This window comes from Arthrobacter sp. FW306-05-C (assembly GCF_021801725.1).
In the GTDB taxonomy this organism is placed as follows: domain Bacteria; phylum Actinomycetota; class Actinomycetes; order Actinomycetales; family Micrococcaceae; genus Arthrobacter.
Genome location: NZ_CP084556.1, coordinates 1,828,494 through 1,844,811 on the forward strand (window position 1 = coordinate 1,828,494; position 16,318 = coordinate 1,844,811).

A 16,318-nucleotide genomic window follows, 5' to 3' on the forward strand; every position below is an offset into this window, starting at 1 on the left:
CGGAATCGGTACTCCAGATCGGAGTAGGCCTGGGTGTCGTAAGGGGAGTGAAGGCCCGGTTTTAGTGCGTCGCAGTAGGGGACACGTCATGCAGGTTTGCAGAAGCGGCCCCAGGCTGCCATGGGAGAGCGTTTTATCTGCGGCTGATTGTTTTATGTCCGGCTGACACAGAAGTCGCCCGGCGACGGCGCAGCGCCCAGATAGACGTAGGGGAGGCCCGCGGAATGAGCCCTCGGCGCAGCATGAGTGCCAAACGCTGCAACCGGTGGCTGGGGCGACGGTGCCGTTTTGCCGGCGGACAGAACGCAACTTGAAGCGGTGTGTGACATGTCCGGGCAATCAGCGGCAGTAGTGCAGGAAGACCGGGCGCCGACTTCAACCCCACCAGAAGACGAAGCGGGGGAATGAGTACTATCGGCGGCGGCTGGGAGGTTCGGGCCTGTCAGAGCCCCGGTATCAGCAGCCGTGGCATGAGCGCCGGACAACAAGTGCAGAGCCACAATAGCGGTGGCAACCGCCAGAAGAACGGTCATCAGGCCCGCCTGCCGGAGAAACGACGCGACGGAGCCGAATCGGGCCACTGTCATGGTTCCTCCTTCCGCAAAAGCACTGGCACGTATAAGAGTAGCGGTAGGCGCCGCAGGTGCCGTGTACTTCGGGCCCGCCGGTACGTAGTGGCGGAATGGGCTGCCCCACGGTGTCGGGGTTGGGAAGGGTCCGTTTCGGGAAATCCTTTCTCGCAGGCGTCTGCTTCGCTTTGCCGTTGGCCGGTCCCGGTGCACTTCCCGGCGGGGGACTGCCCTGTTTAGTCCAGGCCAGCCCGCAGCCCGGTGTCCGATAGCCATGCCGGGTTGCACCGGCCCTGGCCCAGGCATCCTCTAGAGTGTAGAGATGCCCCTGCGGCACAGAGTTACCTCCCCGGCCGGGCGCTTCGGCGGGTTCGGCATCTGTGCGGCGGCTGCAGTGGTTCTCGTACGGCATGTTCCCAGGTAGTGGACATAAAATCTGCGAAGGACGCGGCAAACCCGGCATGCGCGCCGATGATGGTGGCCCTGCCAAATATGATGGGGATGCGACGTCGCGCAAGACCAACAGCCAGGCAACAGCTGCATGGGGAGATCCCTGCCGGGTGATCCTCCACTGCGGCGTCAACGTCCCTGGCCCCACCCCGGACAGGTGCGTTAGCGTCAACGGGCATCGACTGGCTGATTAAGGAAGGGGATACGGTGTGGACAGACGACCTTTGGCCGAGATCCTGGCACCGAAGTTCTCCTGACCCCGGACCGGCTCCCTTCGGCGGCGGTCCTGGCGGATCTTTCCGCCCCGGTAGGAAAGATCCGTGCAGAACGAAATTGGCTCGGGCAGGAAGACAGCAGGTGAACCAGGAAGGTGTCCACGAGTGAGCCCCGCCCCGCACCGAGTCAAGGCATTATTACCGGAAACCACCGTTCGGGCCCGTTAAACCCATCAATGGAGCCTCGTGCATCTGGAGCTTCCGCCAGGAAATCACAACTTCCCGTCCCGGATTGCCGGAAGACAACAAGCCCGCCGACGCTTAGCCTGCCCCGCACAGCCCATCACGTCAAGGCTGGAATGGAGCGACGGCCACCCTGCAGCGGCGGGCAAAACGAAGCTTCACCGGAGCAAAGCACCGGCAGGACATGATCTCAGTCCGACGTATGACCGCACAGCCGGGCCTCCCCGTCCCGCTGGACGCTGTGGAAAGTTCTGGCGGACTCCTTGCTGCCAGCCAGGCCCGAGGCCGGCCTGTAGCTTTTCGACCCCTTTTCAGCTCAATGCCCACGAAGACGCTCCTGCGTCGTTGATGTATCAGGACAACATCCATGAACAAGAAGTACAGGACCATCACATCGGTTGCCGTTGCCGCCGCTATCGCCCTGACCAGCTGCTCGGCCGGCTCCGGCAGCAGCATGCCCGGGATGAACCATGGTGGTGCCGGTCCCGCGCCGTCATCAACTTCCCCGGCAGCTGCCAGCTCCGCGACCGGAACGGTCCCGGCCGATGCCTCGGAGGGTCAGTTCAAATCGCCGAATAATGAGAACGCGCCCCTGACAGTGGGCATCGCCGGGGCGCTGCTGGCTGTGGCCGGAGGACTCTTTTACCTGACGCAGCGCCGGTCCAGGAACTCGGGCCACCAAGGCCCTACCGCACGAGGGTGACAGGTAGAGCACCCGCCCCCCTTGCACAGACAGTACTGCTGCCTCCTGCAACACCGGCCCCGCTCGGTGCCAGAAAGGCCATTCACTTCATCCGCGACCACCTCGGCGGGTCCGACACCACGCCCTCGAAGCCTTCAGCGCTGATGAACGAAGTCCCGCTCAGACTGCTGAAACCACTGCTCCACACGGGAGAAGCCCTACTGACCTCAGGTGCACTCCCCAACCCTCACGGACCGTCGCCCTAACCACCCTCTACATGAGCACCGTTGTGAGTAGGGTGGTCAGGGAAACGTCCAGTTGTCCAGCCCTGCCTGTTTGTCGCCTGCGACACCCTCCGGGCAATGACCGAAATCAAGGAAAAACATGTTCGATCGGGATGAAAGTCTCCAGCACCAGGTACCAACGTCTCCCGATTCCCGCCCGCGCATGCCCCTCTCCGCCCGGCGGCTGATGCTGGTCGCTGCCGTGGGCATTCTCCTCGGAATTCTGGCCGGCCGGTTCCTGTTCGCAGGGCTGATCCTGGCCGCAGCAGGAATGACTGCCGTGGCAGTTGCCCTTTCCTACCGGCCAGGCAGTCGCTGGTTCTCCCCGGTGACGTGGGTTGTCTGCGTGGCAGGTGCTTTGTGGACCGCAGCCACCGCCGGATACTGGCTGACGGTTACTACCGCTGCAGACGCTGGGCAGCAGGTGCCGGCCATTGCGTCACCTCTGTTCTATGGAGGCGCGGGCTGCCTTGTCATTATGGCGGGAGGAGTAGTGACGGCCGCTGTTTTACGCACCTTACGGGCACGAAAAACACCGCCCGGAGCATAACTTCGCTGTCAGCAAAGACGGGTCAATGAGCCCGTGCTCAGCCCGTGCCTCCAAACCACACCCATCAGCTTCATGGCGGGGCCGGTGGTCACGTCCCTGCGCCAGATTGACGCGCCCTGCCGCGGCCTCCGGTTGTTCATACTCACGGAGGTTGGAACCAGTTGCAGGGGTGATTCAGATAAAGTTTGTCCGATGAGGTCTAAATGCTGAGACTGCCGATGCAGGCAAGCCCACATGCCGGGCAGGACGCAACGTGACCGGGACCGGGAGCAAGCGCCGGGCGAACCGGCTGCTCCTTGCCATCCTCGCGCCGTTGGCTCTCATTACTCTGGTGGTCATGCTCTTGATGTGGCCATCGGGCAGCCGGGAAGACATCACCCTTAACAACCCTTACGCGGGTGCGCCGGGAGCAACCTTTGACAGTGGCAGGGTTCAGCGCGTGGTTCAGGAAAACTGTGCTCAGGGGACAGACTTGGAACGTCGGGTGCCCGGATCCCCGGAATGCGTATTCGCCTTCACCGAACCGGACAGAGGCGGCAGCCCCGTCAAAGTAAGCATTAATCCTGATGTTGTAAGGTCCCGGGGCGTCAGGGCAGGTGACAGCATTACCTATCTGAATCTGACAGCGTCCCCTGGTATCGCCGCCAACCCTGCCACGCCGCACTACATCTTTGTGGACTTTGTCCGTACGGTGCCGATCCTGTTGTTTGCCATCCTGTATGCCATCGTGGTGGTCGCCGTCGCACGATGGCGGGGACTGCGCGCCCTTGTGGGACTAATCGGGGCCTTTGCCGTGCTGGCCGCTTTCATACTTCCTGGTTTGACAGAAGGCAAGCCTCCCGTGCTGCTGGCGCTCGTGGGATCTACCGCCATCATGACAGGCATGCTGTACTTCGCCCATGGGTTTTCCGCCCGCACGTCCACGGCTCTGCTGGGGACGATCTTCGGGCTGGGGACGACAGCATTGCTGGCCGCCTGGTCAACCGACGCTGCAAATCTTTGGGGCAAATCGGGTTTCGAAGCTGCGACCCTGTCCAGCGTCTCGAGCAACGTCTCAATCTCCGGGATCATCCTGTGCGGCCTGATCATCTCCGGGCTTGGAGTACTGAACGACGTGACGATAGCGCAGTCATCTGCGGTATGGGAACTCTATGAACTTGCTCCTGAGACATCCGCACGTGGCCTCTTCGCCTCAGCCATGCGCATCGGCCGCGACCACATTGCCTCGACGGTATACACCATTGCTTTCGCCTACGCCGGGGCCGCCTTGCCCATCCTGATTATTGTGATGCTTAGCGGCCGCCCTCTGGGTGAGGCGCTGACCAGTGCCGAGATGTCAGAGGAGGTGGTTCGCACCCTGGTTGGCTCTGTGGGTCTGGTACTTGCGATCCCGGTCACCACCCTCATCGCAGTACTGGTGGTCAAGGCAAACGACGGGCAAGCTCTGCCCAGCCCGGCCGCATCCCGGACATGAGCGGTCACCGGGACCAGCCAACGGTTGCCCGGGAAGCGCCGGGTGAACGGCGGGGCGCACTGGCGTGCAACGCGCCCCGCCGCTGTTGGGAATACTTAGCCGAGTGAGGCGAGGATCTCGTTACACGCTGTCTCGCAGCGCCGGCAGGCGTCGGCACAGATCCGGCAGTGCTCGTGCATGCCGGCGTGCCGTTCGCATTCGTCCGCGCAGGCTTTACAGGCGGTAGCGCAGGCCTGAAGCACGGCCCGGGTGATATTGGCGTCGTAGCCCGTGTGGCGGGAGAGGATATTGCCTGTTGTTATGCACAGGTCGGCGCAGTCCAGATCCGTGCGGATGCACTTGGCCAGCTCAGCGATCATGTCCTCACCAAGGCAGGCATCTGCGCATGCAGTGCAGGCTTGGGCGCAGTCATAACAGGCTGCAATGCATTCGGCCAGTTTGTGTTGGTCAATGCCGCCCAGGTCCTTAGGGTAAGCATCCAATAGCTTATGGGTTGTGCCGTGTGTCATTTCTTTGGCTGTGACAGGTTTGGATGGCCCCGGTAGGACGGTTATATCTGGCCCCACTTCATGACTCGCCGGGCACTTGTGACGGTTATTTGTGGCCCCACCTTCAACGTTGGATTCATCAGTGGATGGATGCGGCGGAAGGCTGGGCTGGATGGAGTCGAGAGTGGAGTTGTTCGCGCAGATCCGAAGGGACGCCCGGGTTGAGGGCCTGTCGGTTCGCGCATTGGCGCTCAGGTATGGAGTTCACAGACGGACGGTGAGACAGGCACTGGATTCAGCTGCACCTCCGGAGCGCAAACAGAGACAAGGTGTGTCCTGGAGGCTCGAGCCGTTCAAGGGCGCGATCGACACGATGCTGACCGAGGACACGACGGCACCGCGAAAGCAGCGCCACACCGCCCGCCGCATTTTGGCCCGCCTCGTCGAAGAGCACGGTGCGCAGGAGCTGTCGTATTCGACAGTTCGTGATTACGTAAGGGTCCGTCGAGCCCAGATCGATGTCGAGGCCGGCCGCCGCGTCGAAGTGTTCGTCCCTCAGGAACATGCTCCAGGCGCGGAGGCCGAGGTGGACTTCGGCGAGGTCTATGTCGTCCTGAACGGGGCGAAAACGAAGTGCCACATGTTCATCTTCCGGCTATCGCATTCGGGCAGAGCAATCCACCGGATCTACCCGACCCAGGCCCAGGAAGCCTTCCTCGAAGGGCACATCGAGGCCTTCAAAGTTCTGGGAGGCATCCCCACCAAACACATCCGCTACGACAATCTCACTAGCGCGGTCACCGCTGTGGTGTTCGGACAGGGCCGGCACCGCCAGGAGAACGACCGGTGGGTGCTGTTCCGTTCGCACTACGGCTTCGATCCCTTCTATTGCCAGCCTGGCATCGCAGGCGCCCATGAAAAGGGCGGCGTCGAGGGTGAGGTGGGCTGGTTCCGCCGCAACCGGCTTTCACCGATGCCGGTCGCTGACTCCCTGGATGAGCTCAACGACCGGATACGGGCTTGGGAAGCCCAGGACGAGGCCCGGCGGATCAACGACAGGATCAGCACCATAGGCCAGGGCTTCGAGATCGAACGGCCATTCCTGGCCCCGTTGCCGGCCGAGGAATTTGATCCTGGCCTGGTGCTGAACCCGAGGGTCGATAGGTCCTCGATGATCACAGTCAGAATGGTGAAATACTCCGTCCCAGCCCGGTTCATCAGCCGGAGGCTCCGGGTCTCGCTGCGGGCGTCCGAGGTCGTGGTGTTCGATGGCCGCACCGTGGTCGCCAGGCATCAGCGGGTCGCCGCCCGGTCCGGTCAATCGGTCCAGCTGGATCACTATCTCGAAGTCCTCAAAACCAAACCCGGAGCCCTCCCCGGCTCCACCGCTTTGGCCAGAGCGCGGGAATCCGGGGCGTTCACCTCCGCCCACGAAGCCTTCTGGGCCGCGTCCCGCCGGGTCAACGGCGACGCCGACGGGACCCGGGAACTCATCGACGTCCTGCTCCTCCACCGGTCCATGAATGCCACAGACATTCATGCAGGGATCAGCGCGGCGCTGGGAGTGGGCGCGGTCAGCGCCGACGTCGTCGCGGTCGAAGCCCGCAGACACGCCACGACCTCGTCCCTGGGTGGGGCCAGCTCCGACCGTCATCCCGGTGCTCATGCTGAAGAGAAAGTGCAACGGGTTGTCAGTCTCACCCAACGCCGACTCATGGACCCCGCCGCCGTCATCGCCGGGCTCCCGCCAGACATCCGTCCCCTTCCCTCGGTCAATGCCTATGACGAGCTGCTGGCCAAACGCTCCGAATACCCCGCAGGAACCGCGTCAAAGGAGAACATCTCATGAGCCCCACCACACCGGCGACCGCAATCACCCCGACCCTGCGCCGGCGGCGCGGCCTGACCGAGCAGGCAGCGGTCGCCGCCGTGGACCAGGCCTGCCGGCGGCTGCGCCTACCCACCATCCGCGGAGTCCTCGATGAAGCCCTCATCGTCGCGGGGAAGGAACAACTCTCCTACCAAGGCTTTCTGGCCGAATTGCTGCTGGCCGAGTGCGACGACCGGGACCGGCGCTCCTCGATCCGCCGCGTAAAAGCCGCGAACTTTCCCCGGGACAAGTGGCTCGGGGACTTCGACTTCGATGCAAACCCGAACATCAACCCCGCTACCATCCACACCCTGGCCACCGGGGAATGGATCCGTAAAGGACAACCCCTCTGCCTGATTGGGGACTCCGGGACTGGCAAATCTCATCTGCTCATCGGGCTCGGCACTGCCGCCGCCGAGAAGGGCTACAGGGTCAAGTACACCCTCGCCACCCGGCTCGTAAACGAACTCGTCGAAGCCGCCGATGAGAAAGTCCTGGCAAAGACTATCGCCCGCTACGGGCGGGTGGACCTGCTCTGCATCGATGAACTGGGCTACATGGAACTGGACCGCCGCGGCGCCGAACTCCTCTTCCAGGTCCTCACCGAACGCGAAGAGAAGAACTCCATCGCTATCGCGTCCAACGAATCCTTCTCCGGCTGGACCAAAACCTTCACCGACCCGCGCCTCTGCGCCGCCATCGTGGACCGGCTGACCTTCAACGGAACCATCATCGAAACCGGCACCGACTCCTACCGCCTTGCCCACACCCTCAACCAACAAGCCGCTAGCTAATCGCTGGAACTAGGCTGGTTGCCGGTGTCTCCGCTCCCCTGGTGGGCGGAGCAGATGAGGTTTGGCGCGCCGTGAGATACGACCACGGATTTCCGGTCTATGCGAGATAAACATCGTTCCGTGGCATGGAACTGACCCCACCCCTGTGACTTGGGACAGGGCGCGACAGTCTGACGGAATCCTTCAGGCCCTCACCAGGACGTGGGGCACGGGGCGGAACCGACGGGGATGACAGGCCTTCTGGCCCCCTCGGCCCCCGCCACCTCCACGCTCAGCCTTATGCACCTGGTCTCCGTTCCGTGGACCAGGAAGCCGCCGGGCCACCAGGTGTACGGGGTCTTCTCCTCCGGGCACGCCGTGAAGGTCACGGACGTGTTGCCCTCCGTCGCCCCATACTCGGCCACGAGTCCCACGGTTTTTTGCTGCTCCGACGCCACGGTGACGGTGACCGTCTGCCCGGCACGCAGCCAGTACGGATCCTTCATCCATTGAACGCCGTTCATGAGCTGCTTTGTGCCATCGCTGGTCTGGGAGAAGTTGTCCCTGATGAACAGCGGATCGACGTTGAAGAGCCTTTCCCCGGACGGGCTGAACCCCGCAGCGTCGGTCTGGCCCTGCAGGCATCCCGCCTCGTAATGCCCCGCAGGCGGAGGAAGTGCCGCGACGGAGGTTGGGGCCGTGGACGACGAATGCGGGGAGTCGCTCGCAGCGTCCGGCGCCGGAGTGCCGCCGCCGGTGCATCCAGCCAGCAGCAGGATCAAAGGAACCAGTCCGAGCGGATGGCACCGCGTCTGCTCCATCATGCCCTCACGCTACGCCGGCACGTCGTGGGCGGAAAGTACAGGACGGCGCCTCAGTTTATGCAGTGGTACATGAAGGATCCTTTACCCGACACCTTCAGTTAGAGACGACCTGGACGGGCTTAAATCTGAAAGGGCCCCCGCACCCGACTCCGAAGGGATGTTCTCCGGTGGATTCCGTTTCTACTGGCAAGTCAGCCGCTGTTCGGTCGCCGAGCGCATCTGTCGCTTCCACATGGATCGAGGTGACGCTCACGGGCTCGGTCAGGTAAGGCGCGGATTGCGGCACCAGCCACTTCCGCTCATCGTTCTGTGCCACCGGCTCCGGCATGCACCCTTCTCCAAAACAAGCTGCAACTGCCGCCGGCGGAGTGGAGAAGACCAACTCCACGGGACCCGTATAGGCATAACCCATGGCTGGGCACACCCGAGGAACACGAGGGATGCCTCCGTTCACAGCGATGATCGTCAACACGGCCGCAACGATGCCGGTTGCAAGGAGAAGTGCCCATCGACGCTTCATTGAGTGAGAAGATGCTTTCGTGTTTTCCGTCCGCGCGCGTACAGAGCTGCTAGAAAGGTTCCCAGTGTGGCCAAGGTGGGGAATACGAGAAAGATTTGTGCTCCACCTCCGGTAGTGGCTACGGCGGTGATTCCTACCCACCAACACAGCCCGGCGGTGAAACCGAGGAGGACAACGGCGGAGTTGGGCTTGGAAGCCCGCCCTCCACTTACCTTATGACGGGGGAGGCCGCGGGAGACGTTCGTCTTGCTTGGGCGCCAGGCCGCGATCAGGACTGTGCCAACGGTTGCCAGAAGCGGAATCGTCAAGAAGATCTGGCCTCCACCACCTGCGGCGGCCGTGCCCGCAAATCCGATCCACCAGCACAGCGCCGCTGTGAAACCCAGGAGAACGGTAGTGGTTTTACGCAGGGTTTTGCGGGGTGCGAAGACTGGTTCGGGATTATCGTTCAAGGTCGCCCCCCCTGTGCTGGATTCCCTGTGCTTTCGACTATGAGAACACTTATTGGTGCTCTTGGCGAGCTACCAGAGGAGGCAGCCATTGTGGTCTGGACCAGGAACTTTACCGCGCGTCCTATCGGCTCTTAGGAACAGATGTTGAGAAAACCTGTGGCACCCGGACGAGCAAGGAAAGTGATGATGTGGCCATTTTCATCCTGAAATACAGCTTTTGAGCCGGACACGGTCACAGTGCCGGCTTGGTAAGGGTTTCCCCATCCTGGAGGGGGATTGCCCTGTCCGTCGTCCAATGGTGTTTCGGCAAGGAAGAACGTGTCGTCGACGCGCAGTTCCTTGATGCCGCAGTGGGTATAGAGCATGGTTGGCATGCCGGAAGCAGTTGGGGCCGGCGACTCCGAGGAGGCTTCGGTCATCGGCGCGGTAGGACCTGCGCACGCAACCAGAAGGGCCAATAGCATAACGCTCAGTAGGGAGAGTCTGATTTTTCCGGCCATTCGACCGCACCCCAATTCCCGATCAGGCTCAAAGAGTATGCCGTGGGAAAGAGCGCCACAATACTAGGGATGGTCACGTTTTACTCACGGCGCCCGGTACAGGCTGCTCAAAAGAGTTTCTGTGAAATTCTCCGTTCTGTGTAACCTTTTCGGCTATCCCGGACAATTCAGAGCATGGGGAACCTTGAAAGTGACGAGGACAGCCTTTGGTCCCGCAGCCTGCGGGGTGACGGCGAAGCATTCGGTGTGCTGTATGACAGGCATCGGGACCGAGTATTCCGCCACGCTTACCGGCTCGTGGGTAACCATCACGACGCTGAAGACGTCATGGCGGCCGCCTTTCTTGAGCTGTGGCGGCGGCGTGCCAAAGTCCGTGTAGTGCAGGGGTCTATCCTTCCTTGGCTGCTGGTCACAACGACGAACATGGCCCGCAATAACGGGCGAGCTGCCCTCCGCTACCGGAAGCTGCTGGACTCCCTACCCCGCACAGAGGCATCTTCACAGCACTTGGAAGCCGACCTTTTCACCGCTCACCAAGAGAGCCTCGACCAGGACTTCGCTCAGGCTCTTGAAACGCTCAGCGCTAAAGATCTGCACTTGGTGAGCCTGGTCGTTTTTGAGGACTACCCACTCGCTGCCGCGGCAGCCGTTTTGAACATGACGCCAGGGGCGGCTAAGACGCGCATGCACCGGGCGAAGCAACGAATGAAAGCTGCCCTCACTGGCAGCACTAGATCGGGCGCTCCTGCCGTCTGCAGCCAGCCAACTTCAGTTATGGAAGGAGAACGGTCATGAACCAGCTCCATGTCGATGACCGATTCAGCAAGGCACTGAGGGCGGAGCTTATCGCCCAGGTTCACCAAACGGCCCCGGTCCGTCCGCGGACGCACACCCGTTTTTGGCTCGGTGGCGGGGCGGTGGCCAGCGCATGCCTGCTCGGCGGTATCGGCGCGGCCGCGTCCGGGGTGTTCCAGATTCCTGGCGGGCAGGAAGTAACGCCTTTGGCTTCACCCGTGACGAAGACCTACACCGGAACCGCGGCAGTGGAACTCGGCGATCCACCGGCAGGCACCACTGACATCGAACTGGCCCTCACCGCTCTGACTCCCGGTTCGTTTCAGTTTCCCAACGGTGCCAGCTGCAGCTACACCGAACTCGAAGCTGATGCACGCTTAAATTCCTGCCGCTACACCACCTCTCTTGAACCAGGACAGCACAGTGTCACGATCAAAACAGAGCCCGGTAGCCAATGGCAGCTCACTGCCAAGTACGTGAAGCAGGAACGGACCGAGCTCGGCGTCAACGCCAAGGGTGAGACCTACGGCATGGAAAGTCCCGAAAACGGAGTTCCGGATCTGATCGCCGTGACGGCCACCAACGGAGCGAACGGCTACGTGTACGCCAAGGACCTCCACGGCGGCCCTATGCCCACCAGCCCGGAGGACGCGGCTAAGAACTTCAGCACTGCACGCCCCTCACACGAGATCGCCGTGTTCCTTAGTGACGGCGAAACCAAGGTCGGCGTTTTCATGGCAGCAGGCTCTGGAAGCGGCATACCCTCCTACCCGTCGCCTTCTCAAAGACCATGACAGGACAAGTGCACTAATTGTGAGCAGGAGGCATTTCTGTTGCGCCCATCTTGAAGCCGCTGGAGCGAGTTACTGCCCGTGGTCTTGACCTGTTGGCTGTTCGAGGGTGGCCTCCCGTTGGCGCCGCCGAATTTCTTTCACTGCCAGACCGGACTGGGCAAACCAGCCGACGCCCACGAGGACAGCTAAAATACCCGACCACCGTCCCGACCAGCCGAATAAAACAATCGCGAGCCAGAGTATTCCCAATGCAATCCCAATATTCCTCAGCCAGCTGAGATCAGTGGTTGAGCGTTTCGGAAAGCGCACTGAAGTCCTTATCCTGGCAACCATCCTCTCCCACATGGGGCATCCTTCGGTCCATGGGTCCTCGTGCACATTCTGTTCGTGAGCATACGGCGCGCGAAGACTCTTTGTCGTTAGTTCAAAGGCCCGGCCAGCACTGGAGTACGTTTGCGCGGTGCCCGGTTGTGGATCCATGACCACAGGGCAACCAAAGTCCTCAGTGGGGCCAGAAATAACCGTCATGCTGGGGCCAAAAAAGGTTGACATAGTCATTTCTTTCTCCTTTGATTGGTTACGCTGACTGTCATGTCGCTGCAGCGCCTGTGTTTGCCGGCCTGCAGTGTGGCGCTGGCTTCCCCTTTCTCTAGGCCGTGAAGGCTCGCCGTAATGGTCGACGAGGCTGGACTTATAGGGACATGGCCTGTGCCTGAACATCCAAGGCGCGGTCCCTGGCTTGTCCACATGTTTCGGCTTGGCGTGCCCTTCCCGTGGAGCGGTACAGATCCTGGGCCCATTCAAATTCAGCAGCGGCGGCCGCGTAAAGTCCTTCGTCGAAGAGGCGCCTGCCAATTTGGTGGCGTACGAGAGCTTCCCTGGTTCTGGTGCGGGCCAGCCGGAGGGCCTCTTCGTGAAATCTGCCAGCCTCCCTCCATCGGTAGGTCCTCTGGTAAGCATGAGCAAGGACAAGCAGGGCCTGGAAGGGATCGTCGGAGCTTTCCAGGAGAACATGGCCTTCTCTGATCGCCTCACCGCCGTGGCCCAGGAGGGTGAGGACCCAGACGCGTTCCAGGACGGTGCAGTCTGTTAGCCGCGCCTCCATGGCGGCCCGGTCCACGACTACGTCCAGCAGGGTTTCTGCATCCGTATGCCACATGTGCATTTGAGGTTCCATGTACTATCCACTCATCCGGCTGTCCGAAAGCAATTTGGCGGTTGAGGCCGGCCGGCCGCCCGGGGAATCATCATTGGGCCAAAGCGCTGAGGATGAGGGCTTTGAGGATGCCTTGGTCTGCCAGTCCGAGGATCCTGCTGGCAACCCGTCCTTGCTTGTCCAGGACAAGGGTGGAGGGTACGGCCTGCGGCGGGACGTAGCGGGCCATCGCGAGCAGGATCCCGCCGTCCTTATCCTGCATGCTGGGATAAGTGACGCCGAACGTCCGTTCAAAGGCGGTGGCGGCCTGTTCCTCGTCTCTGATGTTCACGCCATAGAACCGGACCCCGTCGGGTTGGAACTGCTCCCAGAGCGCCTCCAGCCGGGGGGCTTCGAGCCGGCACGGGGCGCAGGCGGCATACCAGAAGTTCAGTACGGTGACTCTGCCGGCCCAGTCGGTTGAGCTGACGGCAGTCCCATCGTAGAGTTTGCCGGTCAATACCACCGCCTGGGTCCGCTGCTCGGCGGCGTATTCTGTGACGGAACCGTCGCCGGCGATGTAATTCTTGTTGTCACCGGCCTTGGCTTGTTGGGCCAAGGCGTCGGGGGAGCTGCATCCTGCGAGGGCTGCGACGCCCGCCGCCCCCACAAGGGCAGTGGAAATGAACCTTCGGCGGGTCAGGACGGTGGCCGTTCCCTGATCAGGCCGAGGGGGGACAGGAAGTGTGGGTTCGTGCACGATCATCCCTTGCTGTTTGAGTGAGTGACGTGGCCGCCAGTACGCCGGGATGGGAAGAAGGGCCTGCGGTCGCCTTGTGTTTGGGACTGCAAATCTCCGCTTGGAAGGGAGTTTGCCTTCTGCGTTGGCTGTTGGCTCCGGTCGACGATGGCAGGATGCACCGGCGATTTTGTGCCGTCGGGAATTTTGCGAAGGCCCGGGTCAGGCATCACGGCGGACCCGGGGGTAGATGCGGGCGGTTCAAGTGTTCGCTGTTCAGAGCCTCGAGCTGGTCGTCAGTGAGGTTGTCGTAGGAGCGTGCTTCATTTCGGTCACTGCGTGCGAAGCGGACGAACATGAGGATGATCAGTGGCACATCGACTGTTTCTGCGAGGAACCACAGCAGGTCACCGGCGAGCTGTTGGTCGCGCAGCGGTCCCGGGAGCCAGGCCGGATGGCCGGTAAGGCCCTGCGCCGCGCCATCCAAAATTTGCGGGCTGATCCGCATCATGATCCCGGGTACGGCGTCGGCCACCAGCTCGATGAATACGTAGATGAATTCGACGATGATCATTGCGCTGACGGTTTTGGAGGAGGCGTCTTCGATGATGGGCACGACCATCAGCATCCCGGCCAACGGCACGAGAAGGGTGAGGGCGATGTCCCAGAACGGCTCGGTTCGCAGGGGGAAGAACAGGGGTGTCAGAAAGAGGGTGAAGATTCCCAGGCCCAGCAACGCGGCGACCACGGTGTTGGCCAGCGCCCGCATGACAGGGTGTGCCAGAAATCGGTCCAGCCTCGCCGTACCGGCCGGTCCAAGGGTTGTCCGGGCGAGGGTGAGGGGTTTACCAGCGGTGACGAGCAGCGGAACGATGAACAGGTATGAGGTGATTTTAAGGGTGAAGACCCATCGCAGGTCATGGCTGTAGACGCCGGTGAATCCAAAGCTCAACAGCGCAAAGCTGCCCAGACCCAGGGTGTAGAACGTCGCGGTCCGCAGCCACGGCCACCGGGTCCGCAGCAGCCGGGCCCGTCGCAGGCCCCGCGCATAGAGCAGGGCGGCCGTGGTCAGGAGGGCCAGGGCCGGCCAGTTCATCGTCCAGGAGGTTAGGACAACATCCAGGGGCGGCATGTTAGTGGTTTTTCGTCTCGGTGCGTCCGGCGATGACAGCACCGATGAGGAGCAGTAAAGCACCGGTGGGGTAGCCGATGAAGATGTCCTCCATGGGGCTCGGTCCCGGCCCGGTAGGTGCCAGGTGGGCGATCCAATGGGCGATGGCCACGAGGGCGCCCAACCCCATGAGGACCTGCCCGATACGGACCAGCCGCCGGTGCCGGCGATAGCGTGCCTGGGCTTCAGTCTCTTGTTTTGGCTTGCGGTAGTTTTTCATGATGTTCCTTGACGGGGAGGGTCAACCGTTGGTACCGCCGGTGCATGCGGCGCCGGGCTCGGGGGCGTTCTTGGATTGGGCATAGGCGCGGATGAACGCAGGAATACGGGCATCGCCAGCTGCCGGGAGCGCAAGCTGCGTCCCCCAGGCCGTCGCCATCACTGCTGCGCTCTGGCCGCTGTCGGGGCTGAGGAGTACGTAGGGTTTGTCCCGGACAAGGCTTGTCAAGGTTGCGATGTCGGCGGCGGGAAGGTCGGGCTTATAGGTCAGCCACACCGCGCCGTGCTCCAGTGAATGGACTGCGCTCTGTTCGTTGATGGGGTTGGTGTACACGCCGCAGTTCGTCCAGATGCCGGCATGGTCTCCTCCCACTCCCGGTTCCTGCGGATAGTCCACAGCTGTCTGGACGTGGTTGCGGGTAAGGTCAGCAAAAGTCTGAACACCTTCGATGGGTTTCCGGGCTTCTTCCGCGGCTTGGTTTCGTTCCTGGACGGAGCCCACCACCGTAATCGCCACCGCGGTGATGATGGCTGTAAGGAGGAGGCCAAAGCTTCCGTAGACCAGAAGGTTCCATTTGCGTTGCTTTGCTTTCTGCCTGGCCTGGATCGAGGCGACTATCGCCTGGTGTTCACTGCGTCGCTTGGCTGCGTTGCTCATAGCGGTGTTCCTTTGCTTTCAATGTCAGGAGCAGGTTGGGGCGTGCTGCCGTGGTCAGGCCCGACTCCCGAGCGGGGCAGGCGCCTGCGGGCCTGAAAAAGGGCCAGCCCGGCGATGAACAACAGTGCCGCTGCCCAGGTGTTCACCCGCAGCCCCAGGATGGTATTGGCGGGATCGGAGCGGAGTAGCTCGAACACGAACCTGCCGGCGGTATAGAGGGTTATGTACAGCGCGAACACGGACCCGGCGCCGAGCCGGTACTTACGGTCCAGGTACATCAGCAGTGATGCGGCCGCCAGACACCAGAGGGATTCGTAGAGGAAGGTGGGCTGGAAGTAGCCGATGATTTCGGGGCTGCCGTCGGGTCCGGTGAAGGCCTGGCCGGTGGTCTGGTTCATGGCATGGATCTGGAGTTTCCACGGCAGGTCGGTGGCCTGGCCGTAGAGTTCGTTGTTGAACCAGTTGCCCCAGCGTCCCAGCGCCTGGGCGATCAGTAGTCCGGGAGCTGCCGCGTCAATGAACGCGGAGAAGGGAACCCCGGCGCGGCGCGCGCCGATCGCGGCGCCGACGAGTCCGAGGGAAACGGCTCCCCAGATCCCGAGGCCGCCTTCCCAAATTCTAAGCGCCCCCCAGGGGTCTTTTCCCGGACCGAAGTAGAGCTGGTTGTCGGTGATGACGTGGTACAGCCTTCCTCCGACAATGCCGAAAGGTATCGCCCAGGTCACGATGTCCAGAGTCTGGGACGTGGTGCCTCCGCGAAGCCGGAGGCGCCTGGCGGTCAGCCAAACCCCGAAGACAATGCCTGCCAGGATGGCGAGGGCATAGAACCGTATCGTCAGCGGTCCGAGCTGGAAGGCACTCACGGTAGGGGAGGGAAAGAACAGTTCTGTCGCGACAGCGGCGTTCATGATCA

General features: G+C 62.2%; 17 protein-coding genes and 1 pseudogene. 8 read left to right on the forward strand and 10 right to left on the reverse strand.

The features are described from left to right. Positions 1 to 947 precede the first annotated feature (947 nt). The 4 genes and pseudogenes from LFT44_RS08445 (at position 948) to LFT44_RS08460 (ending at position 4,467) form a co-directional block, all read left to right on the forward strand. A pseudogene (locus tag LFT44_RS08445) lies at positions 948 to 1,380 on the forward strand (DUF3515 family protein). Between the two features lie 464 nt (positions 1,381 to 1,844). Further along, a complete protein-coding gene (locus LFT44_RS08450; RefSeq protein ID WP_236802177.1) occupies positions 1,845 to 2,180 on the forward strand; it encodes a hypothetical protein in 336 nt (111 codons plus the stop codon). Between the two features lie 363 nt (positions 2,181 to 2,543). After that, entirely contained in the window at positions 2,544 to 2,993 is a 450-nt protein-coding gene (locus tag LFT44_RS08455; protein WP_236802179.1) for a hypothetical protein, read from the forward strand. Between the two features lie 253 nt (positions 2,994 to 3,246). Next, positions 3,247 to 4,467, forward strand: a complete 1,221-nt coding sequence (locus tag LFT44_RS08460; RefSeq protein ID WP_236802181.1) for a YibE/F family protein — start codon at positions 3,247 to 3,249, stop codon at positions 4,465 to 4,467. A 95-nt stretch (positions 4,468 to 4,562) separates the two neighbouring features. On the opposite strand, the gene LFT44_RS08465 is transcribed toward LFT44_RS08460, so the two are convergent. Next, on the reverse strand, positions 4,563 to 4,976 hold the full coding sequence (locus tag LFT44_RS08465; RefSeq protein ID WP_236802183.1) for a four-helix bundle copper-binding protein: 414 nt from the start codon (positions 4,974 to 4,976) through the stop codon (positions 4,563 to 4,565). A 151-nt stretch (positions 4,977 to 5,127) separates the two neighbouring features. Here LFT44_RS08465 and istA point away from each other — a divergent pair, with 151 nt between their 5' ends. Continuing rightward, the gene (istA, locus tag LFT44_RS08470) at positions 5,128 to 6,804 is read left to right on the forward strand and encodes an IS21 family transposase (RefSeq protein ID WP_236802185.1); all 1,677 of its coding nucleotides are present in this window, start codon (positions 5,128 to 5,130) and stop codon (positions 6,802 to 6,804) included. Further along, entirely contained in the window at positions 6,801 to 7,619 is an 819-nt protein-coding gene (gene istB / locus LFT44_RS08475; RefSeq protein WP_236802187.1) for an IS21-like element helper ATPase IstB, read from the forward strand. The genes istA and istB overlap by 4 nt, the downstream gene beginning before the upstream one ends. A gap of 191 nt (positions 7,620 to 7,810) precedes the next feature. On the opposite strand, the gene LFT44_RS08480 is transcribed toward istB, so the two are convergent. Next, positions 7,811 to 8,422: a hypothetical protein gene (locus LFT44_RS08480; RefSeq protein ID WP_236802189.1), complete on the reverse strand. Its 612-nt coding sequence runs from the start codon at positions 8,420 to 8,422 to the stop codon at positions 7,811 to 7,813. 1,103 nt (positions 8,423 to 9,525) lie between these two features. Beyond that, the gene (locus tag LFT44_RS08485; protein WP_236802191.1) at positions 9,526 to 9,813 is read right to left on the reverse strand and encodes a hypothetical protein; all 288 of its coding nucleotides are present in this window, start codon (positions 9,811 to 9,813) and stop codon (positions 9,526 to 9,528) included. Positions 9,814 to 10,068: 255 nt separating this feature from the next. On the opposite strand from LFT44_RS08485, the gene LFT44_RS08490 reads away from it, so the two are divergent. Both LFT44_RS08490 and LFT44_RS08495 read left to right on the forward strand, forming a co-directional pair. Then, the gene (locus LFT44_RS08490; protein WP_236802193.1) at positions 10,069 to 10,689 is read left to right on the forward strand and encodes an RNA polymerase sigma factor; all 621 of its coding nucleotides are present in this window, start codon (positions 10,069 to 10,071) and stop codon (positions 10,687 to 10,689) included. Beyond that, positions 10,686 to 11,483: a peptidase M56 family protein gene (locus LFT44_RS08495; RefSeq protein ID WP_236802195.1), complete on the forward strand. Its 798-nt coding sequence runs from the start codon at positions 10,686 to 10,688 to the stop codon at positions 11,481 to 11,483. Before LFT44_RS08490 ends, LFT44_RS08495 begins: the two co-directional genes overlap by 4 nt. A 69-nt stretch (positions 11,484 to 11,552) precedes the next feature. Here LFT44_RS08495 and LFT44_RS08500 read toward each other — a convergent pair whose 3' ends face one another. The 7 genes from LFT44_RS08500 to lgt form a co-directional block, all read right to left on the reverse strand. After that, entirely contained in the window at positions 11,553 to 12,041 is a 489-nt protein-coding gene (locus LFT44_RS08500) for a hypothetical protein (protein WP_236802197.1), read from the reverse strand. Positions 12,042 to 12,174: 133 nt separating this feature from the next. After that, positions 12,175 to 12,648 carry a hypothetical protein gene (locus tag LFT44_RS08505; protein WP_236802199.1) on the reverse strand — a complete coding sequence of 158 codons (474 nt, stop codon included), beginning with the start codon at positions 12,646 to 12,648 and terminating at the stop codon, positions 12,175 to 12,177. An 82-nt stretch (positions 12,649 to 12,730) separates the two neighbouring features. Further along, the gene (locus tag LFT44_RS08510; protein ID WP_442863775.1) at positions 12,731 to 13,384 is read right to left on the reverse strand and encodes a TlpA family protein disulfide reductase; all 654 of its coding nucleotides are present in this window, start codon (positions 13,382 to 13,384) and stop codon (positions 12,731 to 12,733) included. 202 nt (positions 13,385 to 13,586) lie between these two features. Next, positions 13,587 to 14,489 (reverse strand): cytochrome c oxidase assembly protein, encoded by a 903-nt coding sequence (locus LFT44_RS08515; RefSeq protein WP_236802201.1) that lies wholly within the window; start codon positions 14,487 to 14,489, stop codon positions 13,587 to 13,589. A gap of 1 nt (position 14,490) precedes the next feature. Further along, positions 14,491 to 14,748 carry a hypothetical protein gene (locus LFT44_RS08520; protein WP_236802203.1) on the reverse strand — a complete coding sequence of 86 codons (258 nt, stop codon included), beginning with the start codon at positions 14,746 to 14,748 and terminating at the stop codon, positions 14,491 to 14,493. Between the two features lie 21 nt (positions 14,749 to 14,769). Continuing rightward, a complete protein-coding gene (locus LFT44_RS08525) occupies positions 14,770 to 15,405 on the reverse strand; it encodes a DUF3105 domain-containing protein (RefSeq protein ID WP_236802204.1) in 636 nt (211 codons plus the stop codon). Next, on the reverse strand, positions 15,402 to 16,313 hold the full coding sequence (lgt, locus tag LFT44_RS08530; RefSeq protein WP_236802206.1) for a prolipoprotein diacylglyceryl transferase: 912 nt from the start codon (positions 16,311 to 16,313) through the stop codon (positions 15,402 to 15,404). The genes LFT44_RS08525 and lgt overlap by 4 nt, the downstream gene beginning before the upstream one ends. Positions 16,314 to 16,318 lie beyond the last annotated feature (5 nt).